Annotated in this window: 27 protein-coding genes, 3 tRNA genes and 1 pseudogene; 16 read left to right on the top strand and 15 right to left on the bottom strand. The window is 72.3% G+C overall.

The genetic code is table 11. From position 1 onward, the window contains the following. Window positions 1-96: 96 nt before the first annotated feature. Window positions 97-528 (bottom strand): SSI family serine proteinase inhibitor, encoded by a 432-nt coding sequence (locus ACZ7H1_RS11500; RefSeq protein WP_470785700.1) that lies wholly within the window; start codon window positions 526-528, stop codon window positions 97-99. Window positions 529-705: 177 nt separating this feature from the next. Between ACZ7H1_RS11500 and ACZ7H1_RS11495 the strand changes: the two genes are divergently transcribed. From ACZ7H1_RS11495 to ACZ7H1_RS11480, 4 genes are all read left to right on the top strand, one after another. Further along, a tRNA-Ser gene (locus ACZ7H1_RS11495) sits at window positions 706-796 on the top strand. Window positions 797-1,017: 221 nt separating this feature from the next. Next, window positions 1,018-1,090, top strand: a tRNA-Arg gene (locus ACZ7H1_RS11490). A gap of 125 nt (window positions 1,091-1,215) precedes the next feature. Further along, entirely contained in the window at window positions 1,216-1,338 is a 123-nt protein-coding gene (locus ACZ7H1_RS11485) for a hypothetical protein (RefSeq protein WP_470785698.1), read from the top strand. Window positions 1,339-1,452: 114 nt separating this feature from the next. Then, a complete protein-coding gene (locus ACZ7H1_RS11480) occupies window positions 1,453-2,544 on the top strand; it encodes a S1C family serine protease (RefSeq protein ID WP_470785696.1) in 1,092 nt (363 codons plus the stop codon). Between the two features lie 52 nt (window positions 2,545-2,596). On the opposite strand, the gene ACZ7H1_RS11475 is transcribed toward ACZ7H1_RS11480, so the two are convergent. Continuing rightward, entirely contained in the window at window positions 2,597-3,529 is a 933-nt protein-coding gene (locus tag ACZ7H1_RS11475) for an SMP-30/gluconolactonase/LRE family protein (RefSeq protein WP_470785694.1), read from the bottom strand. Between the two features lie 112 nt (window positions 3,530-3,641). Between ACZ7H1_RS11475 and ACZ7H1_RS11470 the strand changes: the two genes are divergently transcribed. The 9 genes from ACZ7H1_RS11470 (at window position 3,642) to ACZ7H1_RS11430 (ending at window position 12,909) form a co-directional block, all read left to right on the top strand. Beyond that, on the top strand, window positions 3,642-4,082 hold the full coding sequence (locus ACZ7H1_RS11470; RefSeq protein ID WP_470785692.1) for an Lrp/AsnC family transcriptional regulator: 441 nt from the start codon (window positions 3,642-3,644) through the stop codon (window positions 4,080-4,082). Next, on the top strand, window positions 4,075-4,953 hold the full coding sequence (locus ACZ7H1_RS11465) for a DUF2797 domain-containing protein (protein WP_470785690.1): 879 nt from the start codon (window positions 4,075-4,077) through the stop codon (window positions 4,951-4,953). Before ACZ7H1_RS11470 ends, ACZ7H1_RS11465 begins: the two co-directional genes overlap by 8 nt. Window positions 4,954-5,068: 115 nt before the next feature. Then, a complete protein-coding gene (locus tag ACZ7H1_RS11460) occupies window positions 5,069-5,416 on the top strand; it encodes an antibiotic biosynthesis monooxygenase family protein (protein WP_470785689.1) in 348 nt (115 codons plus the stop codon). Continuing rightward, entirely contained in the window at window positions 5,400-6,320 is a 921-nt protein-coding gene (locus ACZ7H1_RS11455; protein ID WP_470785687.1) for an amidohydrolase family protein, read from the top strand. The genes ACZ7H1_RS11460 and ACZ7H1_RS11455 overlap by 17 nt, the downstream gene beginning before the upstream one ends. A gap of 128 nt (window positions 6,321-6,448) precedes the next feature. Beyond that, a complete protein-coding gene (locus ACZ7H1_RS11450) occupies window positions 6,449-7,234 on the top strand; it encodes a response regulator transcription factor (protein ID WP_470785685.1) in 786 nt (261 codons plus the stop codon). After that, window positions 7,235-8,773, top strand: coding sequence for an ATP-binding protein (locus tag ACZ7H1_RS11445; protein WP_470785684.1), 1,539 nt, complete (start codon window positions 7,235-7,237; stop codon window positions 8,771-8,773). Window positions 8,774-8,798: 25 nt separating this feature from the next. Beyond that, window positions 8,799-10,073 carry a bifunctional glycosyltransferase family 2/GtrA family protein gene (locus tag ACZ7H1_RS11440; RefSeq protein WP_470785682.1) on the top strand — a complete coding sequence of 425 codons (1,275 nt, stop codon included), beginning with the start codon at window positions 8,799-8,801 and terminating at the stop codon, window positions 10,071-10,073. Then, window positions 10,070-12,190, top strand: coding sequence for an ArnT family glycosyltransferase (locus ACZ7H1_RS11435; protein WP_470785680.1), 2,121 nt, complete (start codon window positions 10,070-10,072; stop codon window positions 12,188-12,190). Before ACZ7H1_RS11440 ends, ACZ7H1_RS11435 begins: the two co-directional genes overlap by 4 nt. A 92-nt stretch (window positions 12,191-12,282) precedes the next feature. After that, on the top strand, window positions 12,283-12,909 hold the full coding sequence (locus ACZ7H1_RS11430) for a TetR/AcrR family transcriptional regulator (RefSeq protein WP_470785679.1): 627 nt from the start codon (window positions 12,283-12,285) through the stop codon (window positions 12,907-12,909). Here the strand turns inward: ACZ7H1_RS11430 and ACZ7H1_RS11425 are convergent. Then, window positions 12,902-14,443 (bottom strand): annotated as a pseudogene (locus ACZ7H1_RS11425) (MDR family MFS transporter); the annotation flags it as partial. The gene ACZ7H1_RS11430 and the pseudogene ACZ7H1_RS11425 sit on opposite strands and share 8 nt — an antisense overlap. Before the next feature lie 98 nt (window positions 14,444-14,541). Then, window positions 14,542-14,958, bottom strand: a complete 417-nt coding sequence (locus ACZ7H1_RS11420; RefSeq protein ID WP_470785677.1) for a MarR family winged helix-turn-helix transcriptional regulator — start codon at window positions 14,956-14,958, stop codon at window positions 14,542-14,544. 99 nt (window positions 14,959-15,057) lie between these two features. On the opposite strand from ACZ7H1_RS11420, the gene ACZ7H1_RS11415 reads away from it, so the two are divergent. Then, window positions 15,058-15,255, top strand: a complete 198-nt coding sequence (locus ACZ7H1_RS11415; protein WP_470785675.1) for a hypothetical protein — start codon at window positions 15,058-15,060, stop codon at window positions 15,253-15,255. 24 nt (window positions 15,256-15,279) lie between these two features. Here the strand turns inward: ACZ7H1_RS11415 and ACZ7H1_RS11410 are convergent, their stop codons facing one another. From ACZ7H1_RS11410 to ACZ7H1_RS11370, 9 genes are all read right to left on the bottom strand, one after another. Further along, window positions 15,280-16,221, bottom strand: coding sequence for a hypothetical protein (locus ACZ7H1_RS11410; protein WP_470785673.1), 942 nt, complete (start codon window positions 16,219-16,221; stop codon window positions 15,280-15,282). 57 nt (window positions 16,222-16,278) lie between these two features. Beyond that, entirely contained in the window at window positions 16,279-17,118 is an 840-nt protein-coding gene (locus tag ACZ7H1_RS11405) for an RNA polymerase sigma factor SigF (protein WP_470785671.1), read from the bottom strand. 220 nt (window positions 17,119-17,338) lie between these two features. Then, complete coding sequence (locus ACZ7H1_RS11400; RefSeq protein WP_470785670.1) at window positions 17,339-18,181, bottom strand: RNA polymerase sigma factor SigF; 843 nt, start codon at window positions 18,179-18,181, stop codon at window positions 17,339-17,341. Between the two features lie 197 nt (window positions 18,182-18,378). Beyond that, the gene (locus ACZ7H1_RS11395; RefSeq protein WP_470785966.1) at window positions 18,379-18,540 is read right to left on the bottom strand and encodes a hypothetical protein; all 162 of its coding nucleotides are present in this window, start codon (window positions 18,538-18,540) and stop codon (window positions 18,379-18,381) included. A 365-nt stretch (window positions 18,541-18,905) separates the two neighbouring features. Continuing rightward, window positions 18,906-19,232, bottom strand: a complete 327-nt coding sequence (locus tag ACZ7H1_RS11390) for a hypothetical protein (protein WP_470785669.1) — start codon at window positions 19,230-19,232, stop codon at window positions 18,906-18,908. A 44-nt stretch (window positions 19,233-19,276) separates the two neighbouring features. Further along, a tRNA-Ser gene (locus ACZ7H1_RS11385) sits at window positions 19,277-19,363 on the bottom strand. A 91-nt stretch (window positions 19,364-19,454) separates the two neighbouring features. Beyond that, on the bottom strand, window positions 19,455-19,883 hold the full coding sequence (gene tadA / locus ACZ7H1_RS11380; protein WP_470785947.1) for a tRNA adenosine(34) deaminase TadA: 429 nt from the start codon (window positions 19,881-19,883) through the stop codon (window positions 19,455-19,457). A 56-nt stretch (window positions 19,884-19,939) separates the two neighbouring features. Next, a complete protein-coding gene (locus tag ACZ7H1_RS11375) occupies window positions 19,940-20,497 on the bottom strand; it encodes a tRNA adenosine deaminase-associated protein (RefSeq protein ID WP_470785945.1) in 558 nt (185 codons plus the stop codon). Between the two features lie 239 nt (window positions 20,498-20,736). After that, entirely contained in the window at window positions 20,737-20,955 is a 219-nt protein-coding gene (locus ACZ7H1_RS11370; protein WP_470785668.1) for a hypothetical protein, read from the bottom strand. A gap of 127 nt (window positions 20,956-21,082) precedes the next feature. Here ACZ7H1_RS11370 and upp point away from each other — a divergent pair, with 127 nt between their 5' ends. After that, on the top strand, window positions 21,083-21,718 hold the full coding sequence (gene upp, locus ACZ7H1_RS11365; protein ID WP_470785666.1) for a uracil phosphoribosyltransferase: 636 nt from the start codon (window positions 21,083-21,085) through the stop codon (window positions 21,716-21,718). A 52-nt stretch (window positions 21,719-21,770) separates the two neighbouring features. Here upp and ACZ7H1_RS11360 read toward each other — a convergent pair whose 3' ends face one another. Both ACZ7H1_RS11360 and ACZ7H1_RS11355 read right to left on the bottom strand, forming a co-directional pair. Continuing rightward, a complete protein-coding gene (locus ACZ7H1_RS11360) occupies window positions 21,771-22,418 on the bottom strand; it encodes a LytR C-terminal domain-containing protein (protein WP_470785664.1) in 648 nt (215 codons plus the stop codon). An 80-nt stretch (window positions 22,419-22,498) separates the two neighbouring features. Continuing rightward, the gene (locus ACZ7H1_RS11355) at window positions 22,499-22,795 is read right to left on the bottom strand and encodes a type II toxin-antitoxin system VapB family antitoxin (protein WP_352197793.1); all 297 of its coding nucleotides are present in this window, start codon (window positions 22,793-22,795) and stop codon (window positions 22,499-22,501) included. 88 nt (window positions 22,796-22,883) lie between these two features. On the opposite strand from ACZ7H1_RS11355, the gene ACZ7H1_RS11350 reads away from it, so the two are divergent. Then, window positions 22,884-24,479: a helicase HerA-like domain-containing protein gene (locus ACZ7H1_RS11350; RefSeq protein WP_470785661.1), complete on the top strand. Its 1,596-nt coding sequence runs from the start codon at window positions 22,884-22,886 to the stop codon at window positions 24,477-24,479. Window positions 24,480-24,517: the final 38 nt, after the last annotated feature.

Here is a 24,517-nt window from a genome sequence, read left to right as displayed (position 1 = left end):
CTTCCTCCCTGACTACCGGCATGTCACGGGAGGAGTCTAAGCGCACGGCCCCGCGGCCCGGCGGCGGATGGGCGGGACCTTTTCCATCCTTGCTGGTCAGGGCCGCACACTTGGAAGCACAGGTTCCAAATCCTTCCACCGGCTGATCTCGCAGCCGTTCTTGCGGTCGAACACGGCATCGACCCGCTTGCCGAGCCACGTTCCGGTGATCCGTGCCTGCGCCTGCCCTCCGTACTGCTGGGTGCACAGGGAGCGGGCGGAGACGGGGGTGAAGGGGTCGGTGCCCTCCTCGGCGAGGGCGGCGAGCCGGGCGCACGCGCGCTGCGCGTCGGGGTGGCTGCCGCCGACCGGATCGCACGTGAGTCCGTACGAGCCGTCGGCGCCCGGGTCGCCGGTCCTGGACGCCGCCACGGTGAGCCGGTCGGGCCCGGGCGCGGGCTCGTGGAGCAGTCCGGGCGGGAGCGGCGGCAGGGGCCCCGCCGCGAAGGCGGCGGACGCGACCGAGGCGAGGACGAGACGGCGCAGCATGCCGTGTCCAACGAGCGGGCTGCCGGACGGGTCACACGGGTGGGGGCCGGGTGGTCGATTCGCGCCATTAAGGCTTTGCCCCGGCCACCTCGTGGCTAGTACCGTGGGGGTGGATTGGTGACGGGCCACCGCCCTGTGTCATCATCTGCACGCACCCCACGTACGCGGGGGTGTGCTGGAGGCGTCGCCTAGTCCGGTCTATGGCGCCGCACTGCTAATGCGGTTTGGGTCTTAAAGCCCATCGAGGGTTCAAATCCCTCCGCCTCCGCGCTGTCACCGAAGCCCCGGTCCCTGTGGACCGGGGCTTCGGTCGTTCCCGGCCACGGCCGACCGGCCCGGCGGACTCCCGACGATGTGTCCTCAGGACACCCCCGCGAGGGTGTTTCCGCAGGTCGGGCTGGGTTTGGGTAATGGATTTCGCCTGACGGCGAGGTCCATGTATTGTTGTTCTCGCAAGGCCAACGGGGCGCAAAACCCCGGGAAGCACAAGCACTCGTAGCTTAACGGATAGAGCATCTGACTACGGATCAGAAGGTTGCAGGTTCGAATCCTGCCGAGTGCACATAGAGCAAAGACCCCCCGGATCACTCCGGGGGGTCTTTGCGTTGCCGTGAACGGTACGAAGGGTCACGGTGAGGGTGTGACCGATCCGAATGCGGGTGACCACTCCGGACCGCCACGGCGTTAGTGGCGGTCGATGCCGAGGACTCCGCGGACGCGCTCACCTCGGCCGCGGCGGTCGTCACGGCTGTCGCCGGGGCCGTCTCGATCGGCGTCGGGCTGCGCCGCGGGCGGGCCCCGGCGGGGTGAGGACTCCGCCAGGACAGCGGGCTGGGCCGGGTCTACGCTGATAGTGCCAATGATCGTTTCTGGGCTGGGCGGGGTGGGGAGGGGGCCGGTCCGGGCTGAGAGGGGGTCACCCCCATGCGAGCCAGAGCCGGGATCGTCATCCCCGCGGCGACGGCCGTCGTACTGGCCACCTGCGGTTCCGCCCGTGCGGACGACCTGTCGCCCAAGGAGATCTTCGAGCGCGGCGCCCCCTCGACCGTGCAGGTCCTGGTCACCACCGGCCAGGGCGAGAACAGCGGCAGCGGGGTCGTCTACGACGCCGGGCAGGGCTACATCCTCACCAACGCCCACGTGGTCCAGGGCTCGGGCGCCCTCAAGGTCCGTATCGGCGACGGGGCGCCGGTCGCCGCGCGGCTGCTCGGCAGCGACCCCTGCGAGGACCTCGCGGTCCTCGCCCTTTCCACCCCGCAGGACGACCTGAAGGACCTGAAGTTCGGCGAGAGCGCGAAGGTCGAGCGCGGCGACGTCGTGACGGCCCTCGGCTATCCGGCGTCCTTCGCGGACACGGGCACCCAGGAGGTCGTCTTCACCAGCGGCGTGGTCCAGTCGCCCGACGTGGCGGCAGCGCCCAGCCTGTCGCTGCCCCGGCTGCCGTCGACCATCCAGCACTCCGCGACGGTCAATCCCGGCAACTCCGGCGGTCCCCTGCTGAACGGCAACGCCGAAGTCGTCGGGATCAACAGCCTCAAGCAGGCCGGGGACGGCAATGTGGAGGGGCAGTTCTACGCGATCAGCAGCGATCACGCCCGGCCGCTGCTCGACGGCCTGGAGGCCGGAAAGAGCCAGAACGACGCGGGCTGGGACCTGGTCGCGCTCACCGACCCCGACTTCCCGGCGTACTTCGCCGACCCGGCCGAAGGGTCCTCGGTGCTGAAGAAGCTCGCCACGAACGGCGTCGACGGCGGGGTGTTCGTCATCAGCGCCGCCACCAACTCCGCGGCCGGGAAGGCCGGTTTCGTGGAGGGCGACGTCATCACGCACATCAAGGACACCCCGGTCACGTCGATGGCGGAGGTCTGTGACGTCCTCCAGTCGTCCGCGCCGGGCGAGAAGCTGCCCCTCGCGGGCCGGTACACCTACAACGGCGGCACGGAACACCCCTTCGGGGAGCAGTGGTTCACCGACATGACGCTGCCGGGCACTGACGCGTCCGAGGCGAGCCCGTAGCGGCGGGCGGCTGCCCGCGGCTTCACGCGGGGCGGACCCGTAGCGGCCCGCTTCATGCCGTGCGGACCCGGGGCAGGCCCGTCACCGACGTCACCAGGGAGTACAGCGACGTCGTCGCCGTGATGAAGAGCCGGTTGTTCTTCGGGCCGCCGAAGGCGATGTTCGAGACGGGCTCCGGGACCCGGATCCGGCCGATCAGGGTGCCGTCGCCGGCGTAGCACTGCACGCCGCCCTCCAACGCCGCCGCCCACAGCCGGCCCTCGTCGTCGAAGCGGATGTTGTCGAAGCGGCTCACGCCGTCGTCGGGGGCCTTGGCGAACACCCGGTCCCCGGTGAGGCCGCCGTCCTCCCGGACGGTGAGGGCCCGGATGTGGCCGGCCCGGGTGTCGGACACGTACAACTGCCGCTCGTCGGGGGAGAAGACCAGGCCGTTGGGGCCGGAGAAGCCGTCGGCGACGAGGCGGACCCCGCCGGTCGCCGGGTCGGCCCGGTAGACGTTGCACGCGCCGATCTCGCCGGGCGCGCGGTGGCCCTCGTAGTCGCTGGTGATCCCGAAGTCCGGGTCGGAGAACCACACCGAGCCGTCGGAGCGGACCACGGCGTCGTTGGGGCTGTTCAGGCGCCGGCCCTCGAAGCGGTCGGCTATGACGGTGACCGTGCCGTCCGGCTCGGTGCGGGTGACCCGGCGGTTGCCCTGCTCGCAGGTGATCAGCCGTCCCTCGCGGTCGAGGGTGTTGCCGTTGCTGTGGCCGGCCGGGGCGCGGAAGAGGCCGACCGCGCCGGTGGCCTCGTCCCAGCGCAGCATGCGGTCGTTGGGGATGTCGCTCCAGACGAGCTGGCGCCAGGCGGGGAGGTAGAGCGGGCCCTCGGCCCACCGGCAGTCGTCGTACAGGCGCTCCAGCCGCATGTCGCCGTTGGCGCAGCGTCCGGTCCGGAAGCGGTCGTCCAGGATCTCGTACAGGTTCGGATCGGCAAGAGAAGACATTGTTACCCCCATGGCCGTGATTGCCGAATGGTGTTCGGTTCATGGTCAACATTGCAGGATGGGGTACGGTCATCGCAAGATCCTGAGTGGACGGAGAGGGCGGGCGGGGTACGTGGACGACATCGACCGGGCGCTGGTGGCGCAGCTTCAGCAGGACGCCACGCTGGCGTACGCCGCGCTGGGCAAGGCCGTCGGTCTGTCGGCCGGCGCCGCGCACGAGCGGGTCCGCAAGCTCCGCGAGCGCGGGGTGATCCGCCGGACCACCGTCGAGGTGGACCCGGCCGCGCTCGGCCGGGGTGTGCTCGCCTTCGTGATGGTCGACTCCTCGGCCTGGATGGGGGATTCGGCCGCGGAGTTCGCCGCCATCCCGGAGATCCAGGAGGCGCACGTGATCGCGGGCTCCGCCTCCGTCCTGGTCAAGGTCCGCACGGCGAGCACCGAGCAGCTCCAGGACGTGCTGCGCCGGCTGTACGGGATCAAGGGCGTGAGCGGGACCCACGCGACCGTGGCCCTGGAAACCTTCTTCGAACGGCCGGTCTCGCCCGATGCCTGACTGGCGCTGCATCGGCCTGCGCTGGACGCCCGAAGGGCCCGTCCTGCGCTGGGACGGGCAGGGGCGCGGCGAGCGGGACAGCCGCCTGGGTCCCGGCCGGCCGCTGGCGTTCCGCGCCGAGGGGGACCGCCGCTGCCTCGGGGTGTGGCGGGGCGGCAGGACGACGCCCTGCCCCACGGCCGCCGAGGTGGGGGCGCGGGCGCGCAGCGCGCAGTGCGCGGAGTGCGCGCAGCTGGACCGGGCGTTCTCCGTGGCGGCCGACACGAACGTCGCCGACCCCCGCACCTACCGCGTCTACCTGGCCTGGTTCGGGCCGGGACTGGTCAAGGCGGGGATCACGGCCGAGCACCGCGGGTCCGCGCGGCTGCTGGAGCAGGGCGCCGTGGCCTGGAGCTGGCTGGGGCGCGGCCCGCTGATGGCCGCGCGCCGGACCGAGGAGGTGCTGCGCGCCGCCCTCGGGGTGCCGGACCGGGTCCCGTACGCGCGCAAGCGGGAGGTCAGGGCCGCACTGCCGGACCGGGAGGCGGGGCGGGCGGAGGTGGCGGACGTGCACGCGCGGGCGCTGGCGCTGCCCGGGCGGGCCGAGGCGCTGGAGCCGCTGCCCTGCGAAGTCGTCGACCACAGCGAGGTGTTCGGGCTGGAGCGGCTGCCGCCGCCGACGGCCGTGCTCGACGCCCTGGTGCCCGGCGGCACGGTCAGCGGGGTGCTCGCCGGGGCTGCGGGTCCCGACCTGCACCTCGCGGACGGGCTGGTGGTCGACACCCGGCTGCTGTCCGGGTGGGTGCTGGCCGCGGCGGAGCCCGGGGCCGGCACGTCCGTACCCGTACGGCCGCTGCGGAGCGGGCAGGGGGAGCAGCCCGGCCTGTTCTGAGGGCCGGGGCGGCGGCGTACGGGCGCGAAGGCCGGATCGTAAAAAGTTGGATCCCTTTGGCCGCGCGGGGCCTTTTCCGATGGACACGGCGGGGCCCGCCGCGGAGGGTGAGCTCATGAGCATCCAGCGCATCCAGCCGCTTCCGGCATTCGAACCGCCGTACCTGATGGCCGTCTTCACCTCCGTGCGCACCGAGGAGGAGGCCGGCTATCAGGAGACGTCCCGGCGCATGAACACCCTGGTCAAGGAGATACCCGGCTACCTCGGACACGAGAACGCCCACACCCCCGGCGGCCTGTCCGTCACCGTCGGCTACTTCCGGGACGAGGAGGCGCTCACCGCCTGGCGCAGCGACCAGGAGCACCAGGCCGCCCAGAAGCAGGGCCGCGCCGAGTGGTACGAGAGCTACACCCTGCACATCGGCACCGTGGAGCGGAGTCACTCCTTTGTCCGGAACGACTGAGGCAACGGGCGCAGCGGCAACCACGGAGACGTCCGCGGCCGTACGGGCGTTCCGCGAGCGGCTCGGCCTGCCCGGACTGGTCGACGTGCACACGCACTTCATGCCCGGCCGGGTACTGGACAAGGTCTGGCAGTACTTCGACGCGGCGGGCCCGCTCACCGGCACGGACTGGCCCATCACCTACCGGCACGACGAAGAGGAACGGGTCGCGCTGCTGCGGCAGTTCGGGGTCCGCGCCTTCACCGCGATGCTGTACCCGCACAAGCCCGCGATGGCCGCCTGGCTCAACTCCTGGGCAGCGGAGTTCGCCGCCCGCACCCCCGACTGCCTGCACACCGCGACCTTCTTCCCCGAGGACGGGGCCGAGGGCTACGTCGGGCGGGCCGTCGGGGCGGGTGCGCGGGTCTTCAAGGCGCACGTCCAGGTCGGCGGGTACGACCCAGGGGACGACCGGCTCGACCCGGTGTGGGGGCTGCTCGCCGAGGCGGGGATCCCCACGGTGATCCACTGCGGCTCCGGGCCGGCGCCCGGCAAGCACACCGGGCCCGAGCCGGTCGCCCGGGTGCTGGCCCGGCACCCCCGGCTGCCGCTGGTCATCGCCCACATGGGGATGCCGGAGTACGGCGACTTCCTCGGGCTGGCCGAGCGGTACCCCGAGGTCAGGCTCGACACCACGATGGCCTTCACCGACTTCGCGGAGCGCCTCGGGGGCTTCCCGCCCGCGGAGCTGCCGCGGCTGGCCGCCCTGGGCGACCGGATCCTGCTCGGCACGGACTTCCCGAACATCCCCTACCCGTACGAGCACCAGCTGGCCGCCCTCGAACGGCTCGGGCTCGGCGACGACTGGCTGCGCGCCGTCTGCCACGACAACGGCGCCCGGCTCTTCGGACTGCCGCCGGGCTGAGCGGCGCTCCGGGCAGCTGGGCGGCTGGGCAGTCGGCAGCAGGCAGCTGACAGTGCCGCGGGGCTTTCTCAGGAGATTCACAGGAAAGGGCAAGAGGCCTCTCAGCGGATCCGGCCAGCGTGGGAGCCATGACCGCGACGACTGCTTCCACGCACACGACCGCGACTGCGCCCGCCCCCGCGACCGGCGCACCGACCGCCCTGGTCCGTCCCGACGGCGGGCCCTGCCGGGTGCTCGTCGTCGACGACGAGGCCTCGCTGTCCGAGCTGCTCTCCATGGCCCTGCGCTACGAGGGCTGCGAAGTGCGCAGCGCCGGGGACGGCGCGGGCGCCATCAGGGCGGCGCGGGCCTTCCGGCCGGACGCGGTCGTCCTCGACATCATGCTGCCCGACATGGACGGCCTGTCGGTGCTCGGCCGGATCCGCCGGGAGCTGCCGCACGTCCCCGTGCTGTTCCTGACCGCGAAGGACTCCGTCGAGGACCGGATCGCCGGGCTGACGGCCGGTGGCGACGACTACGTCACCAAGCCGTTCAGCCTGGAGGAGGTCGTCGCCCGGCTGCGCGGGCTGATCAGGCGCTCCGGCGCCGCCGCGGCCGCCCGCGGCGATTCGGTGCTGGTGGTCGGCGACCTTACCCTCGACGAGGACAGCCACGAGGTCACCCGGGGCGGTCAGGAGATCCACCTGACCGCAACGGAGTTCGAGCTGCTGCGCTACCTCATGCGCAATCCGCGCCGGGTACTGAGCAAGGCGCAGATCCTGGACCGCGTGTGGTCGTACGACTTCGGAGGCCAGGCCAATGTGGTCGAGCTCTACATCTCCTACCTGCGCCGCAAGCTGGAGAGCGGCCCGGGGCGCACCCCGATGATCCACACCCGGCGCGGTGCCGGATACCTGATCAAGCCGGGGGAGTAGGTGCCCTTCCGGCTTCGTACGGGGCGCGGGACCGGGCGGCGGCCGTGGTCGCTGCGCACCCGCCTGGTGGTGTCCGCGGTGTCGCTGATCGCCGTCGTGGGCACCGCCATCGGCACCGTCACCACCCTCGCGCTGCGCTCGTACCTCGTGAACCGGCTCGACGAGCAGCTGGTCATCTCCGTGGACATGGCCGCCCGCGCGCCGGGCGGCCGAGGCAAGGGCGGCGCCGCGCCCGAGGACCTCGGATTCGTCATGGCCCCGGGGTCCCCGCTCGGCACGGTCGGGGTACGGCTCGGCCCCGACGGCCGGGTGACGGCGGGAGCCCGCAGCGATCGGGCCGACGGGCCGGACTTCGGCAACCGCGTACCGCTGACCGGCGCCCAGCAGAAAGCGCTCGCCAACGTCGCCCCCGAGGCCGCCGAAGGCGTGGTGGAGGCCGTCCTGCCGGATCTCGGCAGCTATCTGGTGCGGGCCGCGCCGGACGGCAGCTACCTCATCGGCTTCCCGCTGGAGGGGGTCCGGTCCACCGTCAACACCCTGATCCTGGTCGAGGTCTGCGTCACCGCGGCGGGACTCATCGCCGCAGGGCTCGCCGGGCAGGCGCTGGTCGGGGTCGCCCTCCAGCCGCTGCGGCGGGTGGCGGCCACGGCGACCCGGGTCTCCGAACTCCCCCTGCACAGCGGGGAGGTCGCGCTGCACGAGCGGGTCCCGGAGACGGAGGCCGACCCGCGCACCGAGGTCGGGCAGGTCGGCGCGGCCCTCAACCGCATGCTGGGGCACGTGGCGTCGGCGCTCACCGCCCGCCAGGAGAGCGAGACCCGCGTCCGCCAGTTCGTCGCGGACGCCAGCCACGAACTGCGCACTCCGCTCGCCTCGATCCGCGGATACGCGGAGCTGACCCGGCGCGGCCGCGAGGAGACCGGGCCCGACACCCGGCACGCGCTGGGGCGCATCGAGTCCGAGGCGACCCGGATGACCGGCCTGGTCGAGGACCTGCTGCTGCTCGCCCGCCTCGATGCCGGGCGGCCGCTCTCCCGCGAGCGCACCGACCTGGTGCCGCTGGTGGTGGACGCCGTAAGCGACGCCCGGGCCGCCGGACAGGACCACCGCTGGCGCCTGGAGCTCCCCGACTCCCCCGCCGTGGTGCACGCCGACCCGGCGCGGATCCAGCAGGTGCTGGTCAACCTGCTCGCCAACGCCCGCACGCACACGCCGCCCGGCACGGTGGTCACCGCGCGTGTTTCACGTGAAACGAAATCGGTGCTCATCGAGATCGAGGACAACGGGCCCGGAATCCCGCCGGACCTGCTCCCCCACGTCTTCGAGCGCTTCGCCCGCGGCGACGCCTCCCGGTCCCGCCAGGCCGGGTCCACCGGCCTCGGACTGGCCATCGTCGAGGCGGTCGTGCACGCGCACGGCGGCGTGGCCGAAGTGACCGGCAGGCCCGGCTGCACGCGGTTCGCCGTACGGCTCCCGGCCGCGGCACAGGGAGCGGCCGCGCCCTCACAGTCGGAGCACAGGCGCACCACACCGGTGTGACAGCGCGGCCGCCGAGGGTCGGTGCATGCCAACCGACACCTCCCCCGGGACCCTTCCGGCCCGCGCGCCGCTAACGGCCACCGCGCCCGGTGACCCCGTACTGGACGTGGTCATCCCCGTCTACAACGAGGAAAGGGACCTCGGCCCGTGCGTGCGCCGCCTGCACCAGCACCTCGCGCGCACGTTCCCGTACCCCTTCCGGATCACCGTCGCCGACAACGCCAGCACCGACCGCACCCCCGAGGTGGCGGCGGAGCTCGCCGCCGGACTCGACGGCGTACGGGTCCACCGGCTGGAGCTCAAGGGCCGCGGCCGGGCGCTGCGCACGGTCTGGTCGCAGTCCGAGGCCCCGGTGCTCGCCTACATGGACGTGGACCTGTCCACCGACCTCAACGCCCTGCTCCCGCTGGTCGCCCCGCTGATCTCCGGCCATTCCGACCTGGCCATCGGCACCCGGCTGGCCCGCTCGTCCCGTGTCGTCCGCGGACCCAAGCGGGAGTTCATCTCCCGCGCCTACAACCTGATCCTGCGCTCGTCGCTGGCGGCCCGCTTCAGCGACGCCCAGTGCGGGTTCAAGGCGATCCGGTGCGAGGTGGCAGAGCGGCTGCTGCCGCTCGTCGAGGACACCGGCTGGTTCTTCGACACCGAGATGCTCGTGCTCGCCGAGCGCGCCGGACTGCGCATCCACGAGGTGCCGGTCGACTGGGTGGACGACCCCGACTCCACCGTCCACCTGGTCCGCACCGCCACCGAGGACCTCAAGGGAGTGTGGCGGGTGGGCCGGGCCCTGGCCGTCGGCGCACTGCCGCTCGACCGGCTCGCGCGGCCCTTCGGGGACGACCCCCGGGACCGGGCCCTGTCCGGTGTGCCGCGCGGCCTGGCGCGCCAGCTCGTCGGCTTCTGCGCCGTCGGCATCCTGTCCACGCTGTGCTACCTCGCCCTCTACTCCCTCTTCCGGCTGGGCACCGGCGCCCAGGCCGCCAACGCCGCCGCCCTGCTGCTCTCCGCCCTCGCCAATACCGCGGCCAACCGGCGGCTGACGTTCGGGGTGCGCGGCCGCGAACGGGTCCTGCGCCACCAGGCCCAGGGCCTGGTGGTCTTCGCCATCGGACTCGCCCTGACCAGCGGCTCCCTCGCCGCCCTCGGCGCGGCCGCCGAACAGCCCGGCCACAGCTCCGAACTCGCCGTCCTGATCACCGCGAACCTCGCCGCGACGGTCCTGCGCTTCCTGCTCCTGCGCGCCTGGGTCTTCCCCGAGCGCCGCCCGTCCCGTGCGACCGAACCGAAGGACCCCCGATGACCACGGCAGCCCCTGCCCCCACTCCCGCGGCGGCCGCTCCGCCGTGCGCCGCACCCGACCGGACCCGCTGGGAACGGCCCGCGCTGGCCGCCCTGCTGCTCGGGACCGCCGTCCTCTACCTGTGGAACCTCAGCGCTTCCGGCTACGCGAACTCCTTCTACTCCGCCGCCGTCCAGGCCGGCAGCGAGAGCTGGAAGGCCTTCTTCTTCGGCTCCTCCGACGCCGGGAACTCCATCACCGTGGACAAGCCGCCGGCCGCGCTGTGGCCGATGGCCCTGTCGGTCCGGCTGTTCGGGCTCGGCTCCTGGCAGATCCTCGTGCCTCAGGTGCTGATGGGCGTGGGCACGGCCGCCGTGCTGTACGCCTCCGTCAAGCGGCAGTTCGGAGCCGCCGCCGGGCTGATCGCGGGCGCCGCCTTCGCCCTCACGCCGGTCGCGGCGCTGATGTTCCGCTTCAACAACCCGGACGCCCTGCTCACCCTGCTGCTGACGGTCACCGTGTACTGCGTGCTGCGGGCCCTGGAGGGCGCGCACACCCGGTGGCTGGTGTGGGCGGGCGTGGCGGTCGGCTTCGCCTTCCTCACCAAGACCCTCCAGGCCTTCCTGATCCTGCCGCCGCTCACCGTGCTGTACGCGTTGTGCGCCCCGACCCGGCTGCGCCGCAGGCTCGGCCAGCTGCTCGCGGCGGGTCTGGCCATGGTGGTCGCGGGAGGCTGGTGGGTCGCGGTGGTCGAGCTGTGGCCCGCGTCCTCGCGCCCGTACATCGGCGGATCGCAGACCAACTCCTTCCTGGAGCTCACCCTCGGCTACAACGGCCTGGGCCGGATCAACGGCAACGAGACCGGCAGCGTCGGCGGCGGAGGCCGCGGCGGCGGGGGCGGGGGCGGCTGGGGCGAGACCGGCATCGACCGGCTCTTCGCCTCGAACATCGGCGGCCAGATCTCCTGGCTGCTGCCGGCGGCGCTGGTCCTGCTGGCGGCGGGCCTGGTCACGACCCGGCGGGCCCGGCGCGCGACCGACTCGCTGGAGTCCATGGCCCGCGCGGCCTTCCTGGCCTGGGGTGGCGCCCTGCTGATCACCATGGCGGTGTTCAGCTTCATGCAGGGCATCTTCCACGAGTACTACACCGTCGCGCTGGCGCCCTTCCTCGCCGCCCTGACCGGCATGGGAGCCGCAGTGCTGTGGGAGGAGCGCGGCAGCCGGTCCGCCGCGCTGACCCTGTCCGGCACGGTGGCGCTGACTGCCGTGTGGTCGTACGTGCTGCTCGGCCGGGCCGACGGCTATCTGCCGTGGCTGCGCTGGGCCGTGCTCGCGGCCGGACTCGTGGCCGCGGCCGGTCTGCCGGTCCGGCGGTCTGCCCGCTGGGCCGCGGGGCTGGGCCTCGCCATGGCGCTGGCCGGACCGCTCGCGTACTGCCTGACGACCGTGAGCGAGGGCCACTCCGGCTCGATCGTCACCGCCGGTCCCGCGGTGGCGGGCGGCGGCCCCGGTGGCGGCCGCGGCATGCGGATGGCGCCGGGCGCCGAACTGCCCGGAGGCGCCGGTCAGAACGGTACGGGCTTCCCGCGCGGCGGCCCCGACGGCGGCCAGGGCGCGGGCCCCGGCGGCGGCCCCGGCGGCGGCCAGGACGGCGGTCGGGGTGCCGGTCCGGGCGGCGGCACTCCGCCCCAGGGCGCGGCGCCCGGCCAGACCTCCGGTGGTCCCCAGGGTGCCGGTGCCGGCGGCGGCGAAGGCGGCCGCGGCGGCATGGGCGGGCTGCTCAACGGCGCCCGGGTCAGCGCCGAGGCGCAGCGGCTGCTGACCGCCGATGCGGGGACGTACACCTGGGCCGCGGCCACCACCGGAGCCCAGAACGCCGCGAGTTACCAGCTGGCCACCGGGCAGCCGGTGATGCCGATCGGCGGGTTCAACGGCAGCGACCCCTCCCCGACCCTCGCGCAGTTCCGGCAGTACGTCGCGGACGGCCGCATCCACTACTACATCGGCGGCAGCGGGATGCCCGGCGGCCGCTCGGGCGCCGGTACGAGCGCGGCCATCGCGTCCTGGGTCGAGGAGAACTTCACGGCGACCACGGCCGGCGGGACCACCCTCTACGACCTGACGGCCCCGAAGTCCTGAACGTCCCCGCACATCTGAGGCACCCTCTAGCATCAAGGGGGCGGACCGGGCATTCCGGGCCGTCCGCCCCGCCGGATGACAGAGGGTGCCTCATGGTGACTGCTGCCGACCCCGCGAAGACCGACGGCTCCGCGCGCACCAGCGTGTGGCTCGCGCCCCGGGCCCACGGAACGAGACGCCGCAGCGAGCAGCCCGCCGGCCTCGACCGGGTGAAGATCACGGCGGCCGCGGTCCGGCTGCTCGACGCCGAGGGGCTGGCCCGGTTCTCGATGCGCCGCCTGGCCGCCGGGCTGGGCGTCACCGCGATGTCCCTGTACTGGTACGTCGCCACCAAGGACGACCTGCTCGAGCTGGCCCTCGACGCGGCCCTCGGCGAGTGCCCGCTGCCCGCCGACACCGGCCCGGCCGGCTGGCCCGGCCGGCTCCGGGACCTGGCCGGCGGCTACCGCAGACTGCTGGACGCCCATCCGTGGGTGTCCGCGCTGGCCGCGGAGTACCCCAACATCGGGCCGCACGGCCGGGCCTTCGACGCCTCGCTGCAGGGGGTGCTGGCCGCCACCGGGCTGCCCGCCCCCTGCCGGACCGGGGCGCACCTCGCCGTCTCCCAGTTCCTGCACGGCTGCGGTACCGGACGCCAGGCCCCGGAGGGCGATTTCCACTTCGCCCTGGGGGTCCTGGTCGCCGGCATCGAGGCCCAGGCCGCGGGCGTCAGTCGCTAGCGGACGCCGCAGACGCTGCGGGCGCCCCGGCGGCCGGCTTCGACTTCAGGGCGACCTCCTTGATGAAGACGACCAGCACCAGTGCGAGCAGCGCGGTGGGAGCGGCGTAGAGGAAGACGTCGCCGACGCCGTGCCCGTACGCGGACTCGACCACCTCGCGGAAGGGTGGGGGCAGCTCGTCCAGGTGGGGGATTCCGCCTCCGCCCGTGCCGCCGTGGCCCAGTGCGGCGGCCTTGGGCCCGAGCGCGGTCAGCCCGTCCTCGACGTAGTGGGTGACGCGGCTCGCCATCACCGCACCGAGCGCGGAGACGCCCATCGCGCCGCCGAGGGAGCGGAAGAAGGTCACCACGGAACTGGCCGCGCCGAGGTCCTCGGGGTCCACCTGGTTCTGGGTGGCGAGGACGAGGTTCTGCATCATCATGCCGAGGCCGAGCCCGGTGAGGCCCATGAAGACGGCGATGTGCCAGTACTCCGTGTCGTGGCGCAGCGTGCCGAGCAGGCCCAGGCCCGCGGTCAGCAGGACACCGCCGGAGACCAGCCAGGCCTTCCAGCGGCCGGTCTTCGTGATGATCTGGCCGGAGACGGTCGAGGAGACGAAGAGCCCACCGATCATGGGGATGGTCAGGACGCCGGACATCGTCGGGGATTCGTTGCGGGCCAGCTGGAAGTACTGGCTGAAGAAGACCGTCCCCGAGAACATCGCGATGCCGACGAACAGCGAGGCCGCGGACGCCAGGGTGATGGTCGGGTTGCGGAACAGCCGCAGCGGGATGATCGGGTCGCTCGCCCGGGACTCCACGTAGACGAAGACCAGGCCGAGCAGCACCGCCCCGCCGGTCATCGCCCAGGTCTGCCAGGAGATCCAGCCGTACGAGTCGCCTGCCTGCGTGACCCAGACCAGCAGCAGCGAGACGGCGGCGGAGATGAAGAACGCGCCCGCCCAGTCGACCTTCACCTCCCGCCGCACCACGGGCAGGTTCAGGGTCCGCTGGAGCACGATCAGTGCGATCACGGCGAAGGGCACGCCGACGTAGAAGCACCAGCGCCAGCCCAGCCAGTCGGTGTCGGTGATGACACCGCCGAGCAGCGGGCCGCCGACCGTCGCGACGGCGAAGACGGCGCCGAGGTAGCCGCTGTACCGGCCGCGCTCGCGCGGGGAGATCATCGCGGCCATGACGATCTGGGCGAGGGCGGAGAGCCCGCCGACGCCGATGCCCTGGACCACGCGGCAGGCGATGAGGGTGCCGGTGTTCTGGGAGAGCCCGGCCACGACCGAGCCGAGGACGTAGATGACCAGGGAGATCTGGACGAGCAGCTTCTTGCTGAAGAGGTCGGCGAGCTTGCCCCACAGGGGGGTGGCGGCGGTCATCGACAGCAGGGCGGCGGTGACCACCCAGGTGTAGGAGGACTGGGTGCCGCCGAGATCGCTGATGATCTGCGGAAGCGCGTTGGAGACGATCGTGGAGGACAGGATCGCCACGAACATGCCGAGCATCAGCCCGGAGAGCGCCTCCATGATCTGCCGGTGGGTCATGGGCGTGCTGTCGGACGTGGTCTGCGAGCGGCTGCCGTCCCGCACACCGGTGGGTGTGGATGTGGCCATGGGTGTCCTTCGGTCGTTCGGTGCGTGGGTCAGAAGCTCGATCGGAGTCGGGCCAGCAGGGCGGTGAGCGTGCCGACGTCGTCGTCGGACCAGTCGGCAAGCGCCCGTCCGAGCGCGGCCGAGTAACGGGCGCTGAGCCCGGCGAGCAGGTCCCGGCCGGCCGGGGTGAGCCGCAGGATGCGGCAGCGGCCGTCGCCGGGGTCGGCCGCGCGCTCGATCCAGCCGCGCTCGGCGACGTGCGCCACGTGCCGGCTGGTCACGGACATGTCGACGGCGAGCAGCTCGGAGAGCCGGCTGAGCCGCATCTCCCCGTACCGGTCGAGCACGGTCAGGACGGCGGCCGGGCCGGGCGGGCAGTCCGGCGGGAGCGTGCGGCCCAGCTCGCGCTTGACCACACCGACGGCCGAGAGCTGACGGGCCAGTTCCTCGTACACGGGCGCCCCCATCTTGTTGCTTAGGGCAACCATAGAAGCGGTTGGTTGTTACAGGCAAACGAATTGGACCGGGGGGCGGTAAAGCCGGGTAAAAAACGTTAGGGTCCCGCCATGGCACACAACACCCCGGGCCCCGAGGGCAACTACGACCCCGCGGGCAGCACGCAGATGTTCCGCGCCTTCGTCGACGAGGGCGAGCCGAGCCGCCCGGCGGCGGCACAGCAGTCCGGCCCCCGTGTCGGCCTCATCATCGGCATCGTGGCGGTCATCGCCGTCCTCGGAGCCGTCGCCTGGCTCGCGCTCGCGTGAGCTCTCCCGCGGGGTCGCCCCCGGTCACTTCCAGTCGGCGGTGACCTCGCGGGTCTCGATGTGCATGCCCAGCGGCACCCGCCAGGCTTCGACGCACACGAGGTAGGTCTTCTTCTTCTCCGAGCGCGCGGCGACCGGGGCGGGCAGCGGCTGGGTCGAATGGATCGTCGCCCAGTCCACGCCGAGCGCTCCGATGATGTGCGTCGCGAAGTCCACCGTGCCCGAACGCACCGCGGTGCCACCGGTGTTGCGGAAGGGGACGGTCACGTTCTCGCACCAGCGGCGGTCGGCGGCGGAGCGCTCAGGGGTGCCCAGGGTGAGCTTCGCGGGTGCCGGGCGCGGGGTGGGCGTGGGGACGCTGCCGCCGCCCGAGGAGCCGGCCCCGCCGGTACCCGCACCGGCCGTGCCGCCACCGCCCGTGCTGCCGCCTGCGCTCCCGCCCGTGCCGCCCGTACCACCCGCGCTTCCGCCGCTCGCCGTACCGCCCGTGCTCCCCGTCGTGCCGGAACCGCCTGGGCTGCCGGTACTGCCGGAGCCGCCGGTGCTTCCCGTGCCCGCCGTACCGCCCGTGCTGCCGCCGGACGTGCCCGTGGAGGTGCTGCCGCCCGTTGTCCCGGAGCCGCCGGAGCCCGTACCTCCCGAGCCGGTGGTGCCGGACGTGCCGCCTCCGGTGCCGCCGGAGGAGCCGCTCGCGCCGTCCGCGCCGGTCGCTGTGCCGTGGTCGGCCGGGTTCTCGGGACTCGGGGACACCGGGGCCGAAGCCGAGCCCGTGCCCGGAGTGCCCCGACCCGGCAGCGGCTGGATTTCGACCTTCCCGCGCGGCGCCGCGAGCTCGCCGGCCGCCCGCTCGGGGCCCGCACCGGCCGCGCCCACGGCGACGTACCCCGCCGGGCCGCCGCCACACCCGGTCAGGGCCGCGCCGAGAGTCAGCGCGGCCGCCACCGCGTACAGGTGTCCCCTTCGCATCGCGCCAGTGTTGCTGACGCACCGTCAATTGTGAAGACGGCGAGCGCGGTACGCCCGTCAGTCGCCGATCAGGCCCTGCCGGAGCTGGGCCAGCGTGCGGGTCAGCAGGCGCGAGACGTGCATCTGCGAGATGCCGACCTCCTCGCCGATCTGCGACTGGGTCATGTTGGCGAAGAAGCGCAGCATGATGATCTGCCGTTCCCGGGGCGGGAGTTTGGCGAGGAGCGGCTTCAGGGACTCGCGGTACTCGACGCCCTCGAGCGCGGTGTCCTCGTACCCGAGCCGGTCCGCGAGGGAACCCTCGCCGCCCTCGTCCTCCGGGGAGGGCGAGTCGAGCGAGGAGGCGGTGTAGGCGTTGCCGACCGCGAGGCCGTCGACGACCTCCTCCTCGGACACCCCGAGCACCGCGGCCAGTTCGGCGACCGTCGGCGAGCGGTCCAGCTTCTGGGCCAGCTCGTCGCTCGCCTTGGTGAGGGCGAGGCGCAGCTCCTGGAGGCGGCGCGGGACGCGCACGGACCACGACGTGTCCCGGAAGAACCGCTTGATCTCTCCGACGACCGTGGGCATCGCGAACGTCGGGAACTCCACGCCCCGTTCGCAGTCGAACCGGTCGATCGCCTTGATCAGGCCGATGGTGCCGACCTGGACGATGTCCTCCATGGGCTCGTTGCGGCTGCGGAAGCGGGCCGCGGCGTACCGCACGAGCGGGAGGTTCAGCTCGATCAGGGTGTCGCGTACGTACGCCCGTTCGGGACTGTCCGCCTCGAGGGCGGCGAGCCTGAGGAACAGGGAGCGGGAGAGGGTGCGGGTGTCGATGGCTTCCGAGCGGTCGAGCACTGCCGGTGCCTCGCTCTTGACGAGCGTGAGCACCTTGGAGCTGCCCTGTTCTACGGACATGCCACCCCCTTGTGGTCGCGGACGGTCGCGTCGGCGCGTCCGTCGGAGGAACGCAGCCTCCACCTGAATACCGGAGGCGGGGCTGCGGCAAACGCGGTTCCAGCAGAATGTCACATGTCGGCAACACGCTGTAGCGCCAAGTCGACATATCAGTGCAGCGACAGGGCGGAATGAGCCTGATCTGTCGGGAAACGGGCGGAGTGATCTCCACCCTTTCTCGTTACGCTTCGATCCTGTTTGCGGATCGGAGCCTGGCGAAGCTCCGCGCGAGCAGCCGGGAGACGTGCATCTGCGAGACCCCGAGCTCCGCGCTGATCTGGGACTGCGTCAGGTTGTTGTAGTAGCGCAGGAGCAGGATCCGCTGCTCGCGCTCGGGGAGCTGGACGAGCAGATGGCGTACCAGGTCCCGGTGCTCGACCCCGACGAGCTCGGGGTCCTCGTAGCCCAGCCGGTCCAGCAGGCCGGGCATCCCGTCACCCTCCTGGGCCGCCTCCAACGAGGTTGCGTGGTACGAGCGTCCGGCCTCGATGCAGGACAGGACCTCGTCCTCGGAGATCCGCAGCCGCTCGGCGATCTCCGGGGTCGTGGGGGTCCTTCCGTGGGCCGTGGTGAGGTCCTCGGTGGCCGCGTTGACCTGGACCCACAGCTCGTGCAGCCGGCGCGGCACGTGGACCGTGCGGACGTTGTCGCGGAAGTACCGCTTGATCTCGCCCACGACGGTCGGCATGGCGAAGGTCGGGAACTGCACCCCGCGGTCGGGGTCGAAGCGGTCGATGGCGTTGATGAGCCCGATCGTGCCGACCTGGACCACGTCCTCCATGGGCTCGTTGCGGCTGCGGAAGCGGGCCGCCGCGTACCGCACGAGCGGGAGGTTCGCCTCGATGAGGGCCCCGCGCACGCGGCTGTGCTCGCTGGTGCCCGGCTGGAGGTCCTTCAGCTCGCCGAAGAGCACCTGGGTCAGGGCCCGGGTGTCCGCGCCCCTGCTCTGCGGGCGGGCCGGGAGGCTTGCTGCGGGAGGTTCGTCCTGCTGGGGCGGCACCTGAGGCGCTGTACTGGCCGGCACGGTCACGCCACCCCTTCATGGTCAGTCAACTCATCCATCAAAAGCGGTCATAGCATCACAAGACATGTGCACTGTGTGCAAGCACCGTATATCGCCGTGTTGAGGGCAAGTTGGACATGAAAAGGCCGGAAACACAGAAGGCCCCCCATCCGTCGGATGGGAGGCCGGAAGGTCGGAAACCGCTTCAGCGTACGGGGTCAGCGCACCAGTTCGGTCATGAACTCGCCAATGCCCTGGGCCGCGTCAGAGATGCCCTGGAAACCTATCTGGACGAAATCGGCCGCCTTGGCCGGCTGGGTGATGATCGTGTAGAGCACGAAGATGACGAGCGCGCCCGTAGCGACCTTCTTGGTGTCCATGATCGGTTTTCGGCCTCCCCTGCCGGTCCACGCCACGTCGCGTGAGTCTATCCGGTCCGGTGGAGACCCTCACCCGGCCTTTAAGGACCAATGACCCGGTGGTCCGGGCCCTTTGCCGCTCCTTCCGAGGGGGTGGGGGGCGCAGGATTGTCCATGAGCCCGCCGGTTCTGGCAGGAAACCGGAGGGCGGAGGGACAGGACCTCACTGCGGGGTCCGGGCCGCAAGCTTCCCCCCTGACTGCGGCCCGGGCTGGTAGGTCCGTTCTCATCGGGGGAAACGGCTTGTCCCCCCGATGCCGTTTCCCCCGTCCCCGCGTGCGAAGGCCCCGACCCCCGGTCGGGGCCTTCGCCGCGTCCGGGGCGGGCTACTGGATGGCGCCGGCCAGGCCCAGCACGGGGGCGACGGGCGCGAGGACGGGGTCGAGCTGGTCGGGCAGCGCCATCAGCTGGTTCAGTTCGTTCAGCTTGTTGAGCCCCTCGAGCTGCTTGAGGCCGGGCTGGGCGGCCGCCGGCATGTCGGGCGCCGCGGCCGGGAGGAGGTCCTCCACCGGCAGCGGGGCGACGGGGGCCGCGGACGCGGCGGGGGCGGCGAAGCCCGCGGCAGCGCCGGCGAGGGCGACGGCGGCGAGGAGGCGCTGGGTCTTGGTCATGCCGTGACAACGGCCGAGCGCCCGGCCGGTCACGGCGGGCATGCACGAGAGCCCCGGTTCGTACGAACCGGGGCTCTCGTCAAGAGCGGTAGCGGTGGGATTTGAACCCACGGAGGAGTTGCCCCCTCACACGCTTTCGAGGCGTGCTCCTTAGGCCGCTCGGACACGCTACCGAGAGAGAGCTTAGCCCACGGGAGGCCGTGCTCTGAAATCCGTTGTGCGGGTCGCCCTGCGAGCTCGCTCACAAGGTCCCCGGCGCGTCCTTCACAAGGTGCGGAAGAACGCCGTCAGCTGGTCGGCGCACTCGTTCGCCAGCACGCCCTGGACCACCTCGGGCCGGTGGTTGAGCCGCCGGTCCCGTACGAGGTCCCAGAGAGATCCCGCGGCCCCGGCCTTCTCGTCCGCGGCCCCGTACACCACCCGGGCCACCCGGGACTGGACGAGCGCGCCCGCGCACATCACGCACGGCTCCAGGGTCACCACGAGCGTGCACCCCGTCAGCCGCCACTCCCCGCGCGCCGCCGCGGCCCGGCGGATCGCCAGGACCTCGGCGTGCGCCGTGGGGTCGCCGGTCAGTTCGCGTTCGTTGTGCCCGGTGGCGAGCACGGTGCCGTCCTCGGCCAGCAGGACGGCACCGACCGGTACGTCCCCGGTCAGTGCCGCCTGCGCGGCCTCGTCCAGCGCCCGGCGCATGGGCGCCCGCCACGGGTCCCGTACGGGATCCTGCGCCGGGTGGTGCGGGGTGCTCACTAGCGGACGGCCTCCAGGACCTCGGAGGCGCCGAGCGCGTCGGCGATCTCGCCGAGGGCGTCCGAACTCAGCGCCAGCAGGTCCTGCTGCGACAGACCCAGGTCGGCGAGGATCAGCAGGTCCCCGATCGGCCCGGACGGCACGGTCTCGGCCGCCGTGTCGGGGTCGGAGTCCAGCCCGTCCTCGTCGTCCTCGAAGCCGGCGGCCGGTTCGGGTTCGCCGTCCTCCGTGCCGTCGAGGTCGACGAGCTCCTCCAGGTCGTCGTCGGAGCCCGGGTCGCGGCCGAGCAGTTCGTCGGTGAGCAGGATCTCCCCGTACGAACTGCGGGCCGCGGCCGAGGCGTCCGACAGGTAGATGCGGGGGTCCTCCTCACCGTCCACGCGGACGATGCCGAACCAGGTGTCCTCCTGCTCGATGAAGACGAGAACAGTGTCCTCGTCGGCCGAGGCATCACGGGCCAGTTCGGTCAGATCGGACAGCGTCTCGACGTCGTCGAGATCCGTGTCGCTCGCTTCCCACCCGTCTTCGGTGCGCGCGAGCAGTGCGGCGAAGTACACCGTGACTCTCCCACTGGTCATAGGCGTGCCGGTTGGGGGTCCCCCCGGCCGGAGGTTGGGGGAGGTGGAACGGCTTGCCAGCCGTTTCGTGCCCCGCCCCATCGGCATCGTGGCAGAAACAGCGGCTTTGCGAGAGGTCTTCCGCGCTTGCGTCGTGCCGTGCCGTGCACGTCGGCGCGTTTCCGGGGGGTCGCAGGGGGGCCGCCGGGGGGCTCCGGGCGGTCTGCGGGCAGCGCTGCTCACCAACGGAAGGTGCGCATCCGCATCTGCTGGCGCATCCGGGCGGCCCGGGCGCGCCGCGGCTGGACCCGTTCCCGCAGCTCGCGCGCTTCGTTCAGGTCGCGCAGGAACTGGGCGCGCCGCTGCCTGCGCTGCGCCGCCGTCTCTTCCGGTGCAGCCGGTGGTTCCGGATCTTCGTTTGTGAATCCCGGCCGGTCGTCGGGCATCGGCGCCACCACCCCAGGCTGGTTCCGTCGTCCTCCCCGCGGCGCGTGGAGACCCCTGTCCCCACCTTCCCCCGTACAGGCCCGTTGATGCCAGTGCCGAGGGCCATCCGCCCGGGCTTCCCCGGTTACTGTTGGGTCCATGCGGATCCATGTCGTCGACCACCCGCTGGTGGCGCACAAACTCACCACGCTGCGCGACAAGCGCACCGACTCCCCGACCTTCCGGCGGCTCGCCGACGAGCTGGTCACCCTGCTCGCGTACGAGGCCACCCGGGACGTGCGCACCGAGCAGGCCGACATCGAGACCCCGGTCGGCCCGACCACCGGCGTGAAGCTGTCGCACCCGCGCCCGCTGGTCGTGCCGATCCTGCGCGCGGGCCTGGGCATGCTCGACGGCATGGTCCGGCTGCTGCCGACCGCCGAGGTGGGCTTCCTGGGCATGGTCCGCAACGAGGAAACCCTCGAGGCCTCCACGTACGCGACCCGCATGCCGGAGGACCTCTCCGGCCGCCAGGTGTACGTCGTCGACCCGATGCTGGCGACCGGCGGCACCCTCGTCGCGGCGATCCAGGAGCTGATCAAGCGCGGCGCGGACGATGTGACCGCCGTGGTGCTGCTGGCCGCACCGGAGGGCGTCGAGGTCATGGAGCGCGAGCTCGCGGGCACGCCGGTGACCGTCGTGACGGCGGCCGTCGACGAGCGGCTCAACGAGCACGGCTACATCGTTCCGGGCCTCGGCGACGCGGGCGACCGCATGTACGGCTCGGCGGAGTAGGCACCGTCATCCTCGGCCGCACGGCGCCCCGGTGGTCCGGGGCGGCGCGGCCTCAGCACTTCGGGGAGGGCGCGGGAGCGGGCTTGGCCAGTGCGGCCAGGGCCTTGTCCGCGTCCTCCTTTCTGTTGAGCTGCTTGAAGGCCGTGCCCAGGATCAGGTCGACGTCCGCGGTCTCGCGCGCGTCGGTCTGCCGGGTGACGCCGGCCAGCTGGGTGCCGAGCACCTGGAACAGCGCCGTGTCGGTCCTGGGCGAGCCGAGCAGTATCCCGGTGCCGGCGACCTTCTTGTCGAAGGTGACCGGGGCGTTGCCGACCTTGCCGATGCGGAAGCCGCGCTTCTTGAGCTCGTCGCCGACCGACTTGGCCAGTCCGCTGCGCGGGGTCGCGTTGTAGACGTTGACCGTGATCTGGCCCGGTTTGGGGAGGGCGCGCACCGGGGGAGCGGGAGTCGCGGCGGCCGCGGGTCTGCCCTTGGCGCCCTGGACGCAGCCGGCTTTGTGCCCGGCGGTGGTCCGCTTCTCGCTGCCGCCCCGGAACACGCCGATGAGCTGCAGCGTCCCGTAGCCGAGCAGGCCGAGTGCGAGGACCGAGCCGAGTACCGCGAGCACGATCCGGCGGCGGCGGGGGCGGCGCATGCGGGGGTAGGCGGTCCCCGTGACGCGGTACTTTCCGCCCATGCCTGGGGGAGTGAGCATGCTCATGGGGCGCAGCGTAGTGCGGCCCGGTGGCGATGCCTACTAAATGATCTATGAATAGCCCAGGGCCGACCCGAAAGGCGCAATCAGCCCAGTTCGAGAACGCGCGCGTGCAGTACCTGGCGCTGCTGCAGGGCCGCGCGCACGGCGCGGTGCAGCCCGTCTTCCAGGTAGAGGTCGCCCTGCCACTTCACGACGTGCGCGAAGAGGTCGCCGTAGAAGGTGGAGTCCTCGGCGAGCAGCGTTTCGAGGTCCAGCTGTCCCTTGGTGGTCACGAGCTGGTCGAGCCGGACCGGGCGGGGCGCGACATCCGCCCAAGCCCGGACGCTTTCCCGGCCGTGGTCGGGATAGGGCCGCCCGTTTCCGATGCGCTTGAAGATCACACGGAAAGCCTACCGGGCCAGCGGCTGCGGGCGCAGCCTCGGTGCGCGGGTGCAAAGGTGAGAAATAGCGCCAATTCGGGAGTGATACATGACGGGAACCACCCCCTCAGCCGCGCAGCCCGCCGTTGACAAGATCGCGGCGGGTTACGCCTTCACCGGCCCCGCACTCGATCTGGGTGCACTTATCTGGGACGGCGTATGCCTGTCGGACCGTCAGGTGCGCATTCCGCTGTCGATGCTCAATCGTCACGGACTTGTGGCCGGCGCCACCGGCACCGGCAAGACGAAGACGCTCCAGCTGATCGCGGAGCAGCTGTCGGCGCAGGGCGTCCCGGTCTTCCTCGCCGACATCAAAGGGGACGTCTCGGGCATCTCCGCGCCCGGCGCCGCCAACGACAAGGTGACCGCGCGGGCGCAGGACGTGGCGCAGGAGTGGCAGGCCACCGGCTGCCCGGCCGAGTTCTACTCGCTGGGCGGCATCGGCCCCGGCATCCCGCTGCGCGCCACGGTCACGAGCTTCGGCCCGGTGCTGATGTCGAAGGTGCTCCAGCTCAACCAGACCCAGGAGCAGTCCCTCGGGCTGATCTTCCATTACGCCGACTCCAAGGGCCTGGAACTGATCGACCTCAAAGACCTGCGGGCCGTGGCCGCCTTTCTCGTGTCCGACCGGGGAAAGCAGGAGCTGAAGGGAATCGGCGGCCTTTCCACGGTCACCGCGGGGGTGATCCTGCGGGCGCTGACGGCCTTCGAACAACAGGGCGCGGCGGAATTCTTCGGCGAGCCGGAATTCGATACGGGCGAATTGCTGCGGACGGCGCCGGACGGACGCGGTCTGGTCTCGGTCCTGGAGCTGCCCGCGGTGCAGGACAAGCCGCAGCTCTTCTCCACCTTCCTGATGTGGCTGCTGGCGGACCTGTTCAACGACCTGCCGGAGGTGGGCGACCTCGACCGGCCCAAGCTGGTCTTCTTCTTCGACGAGGCGCACCTGCTCTTCAACGGCGCGTCGAAGGCCTTCCTGGACGCCGTCACGCAGACCGTCCGCCTGATCCGCTCCAAGGGCATCGGCGTCTTCTTCGTCACCCAGACCCCGAAGGACGTGCCGGCCGACGTGCTGGCGCAGCTCGGCAACCGCGTCCAGCACGCGCTGCGGGCCTTCACCCCCGACGACGCCAAGGCCCTCAAGGCGACGGTACGGACCTTCCCGCACTCCGACTACGACCTGGAGGAGCTGCTGACCCAGCTGGGCACCGGCGAGGCGGTGGTCACCGTGCTGAGCGAGAAGGGCGCCCCGACCCCGGTGGCCGCGACCCGGCTGCGGGCGCCGCAGTCCCTGATGGGGCCGATCGAGCCGGCCGCGCTGGACCGGGCGGTGAAGGGATCGCTGCTGTACTCCCGTTACGCGGAGGCGGTGGACCGGGAGTCGGCCTACGAGAAGATCAGCGCCGGGCAGGCGGCCGCGGAGGCCGCCGCCGAGGCCGCGGCCGCCGCCGCGGAAGCCGGGAAGCAGGCGGAGAAGGACGCGAAGGAGGCGGCGAAGGCGGCGAAGGCCGCGCCCCGGGACGAGTCGCTGGCGCAGCAGGTGGCGGGCAGCGGGATCTTCCGCTCGCTGGCGCGCTCGATCGGGACCCAGCTGGGCCGCGAGATCTCCCGTTCGATCTTCGGAACGGCCCGGCGCAGACGCTGACCGGCTTCAATTGACCGGTGATCAAGGGGCCGGAATGG

It is taken from the genome of Streptomyces sp. NPDC037401 (assembly GCF_055602345.1).
Note: the sequence above shows the minus strand (reverse complement) of the source record. Positions and strands in the feature narration are given on the sequence as shown.

Bases quoted from the DNA above. Each gene is read 5' to 3' on its own strand.
- upp (WP_470785666.1), top strand. From the start codon at position 21,083: ATGCGGATCCATGTCGTCGACCACCCGCTGGTGGCGCACAAACTCACC.
- ACZ7H1_RS11410 (WP_470785673.1), bottom strand. From the start codon at position 16,221: ATGCGAAGGGGACACCTGTACGCGGTGGCGGCCGCGCTGACTCTCGGC.
- ACZ7H1_RS11460 (WP_470785689.1), top strand. From the start codon at position 5,069: ATGAGCATCCAGCGCATCCAGCCGCTTCCGGCATTCGAACCGCCGTAC.
- ACZ7H1_RS11500 (WP_470785700.1), bottom strand. From the start codon at position 528: ATGCTGCGCCGTCTCGTCCTCGCCTCGGTCGCGTCCGCCGCCTTCGCG.
- ACZ7H1_RS11440 (WP_470785682.1), top strand. From the start codon at position 8,799: ATGCCAACCGACACCTCCCCCGGGACCCTTCCGGCCCGCGCGCCGCTA.
- ACZ7H1_RS11465 (WP_470785690.1), top strand. From the start codon at position 4,075: ATGCCTGACTGGCGCTGCATCGGCCTGCGCTGGACGCCCGAAGGGCCC.
- ACZ7H1_RS11480 (WP_470785696.1), top strand. From the start codon at position 1,453: ATGCGAGCCAGAGCCGGGATCGTCATCCCCGCGGCGACGGCCGTCGTA.
- ACZ7H1_RS11350 (WP_470785661.1), top strand. From the start codon at position 22,884: ATGACGGGAACCACCCCCTCAGCCGCGCAGCCCGCCGTTGACAAGATC.
- ACZ7H1_RS11395 (WP_470785966.1), bottom strand. From the start codon at position 18,540: ATGGACACCAAGAAGGTCGCTACGGGCGCGCTCGTCATCTTCGTGCTC.
- ACZ7H1_RS11475 (WP_470785694.1), bottom strand. From the start codon at position 3,529: ATGTCTTCTCTTGCCGATCCGAACCTGTACGAGATCCTGGACGACCGC.
- ACZ7H1_RS11405 (WP_470785671.1), bottom strand. From the start codon at position 17,118: ATGTCCGTAGAACAGGGCAGCTCCAAGGTGCTCACGCTCGTCAAGAGC.
- ACZ7H1_RS11420 (WP_470785677.1), bottom strand. From the start codon at position 14,958: ATGGGGGCGCCCGTGTACGAGGAACTGGCCCGTCAGCTCTCGGCCGTC.
- ACZ7H1_RS11360 (WP_470785664.1), bottom strand. From the start codon at position 22,418: ATGAGCATGCTCACTCCCCCAGGCATGGGCGGAAAGTACCGCGTCACG.
- ACZ7H1_RS11435 (WP_470785680.1), top strand. From the start codon at position 10,070: ATGACCACGGCAGCCCCTGCCCCCACTCCCGCGGCGGCCGCTCCGCCG.
- ACZ7H1_RS11450 (WP_470785685.1), top strand. From the start codon at position 6,449: ATGACCGCGACGACTGCTTCCACGCACACGACCGCGACTGCGCCCGCC.
- tadA (WP_470785947.1), bottom strand. From the start codon at position 19,883: ATGCGCCGGGCGCTGGACGAGGCCGCGCAGGCGGCACTGACCGGGGAC.
- ACZ7H1_RS11415 (WP_470785675.1), top strand. From the start codon at position 15,058: ATGGCACACAACACCCCGGGCCCCGAGGGCAACTACGACCCCGCGGGC.
- ACZ7H1_RS11430 (WP_470785679.1), top strand. From the start codon at position 12,283: ATGGTGACTGCTGCCGACCCCGCGAAGACCGACGGCTCCGCGCGCACC.
- ACZ7H1_RS11390 (WP_470785669.1), bottom strand. From the start codon at position 19,232: ATGCCCGCCGTGACCGGCCGGGCGCTCGGCCGTTGTCACGGCATGACC.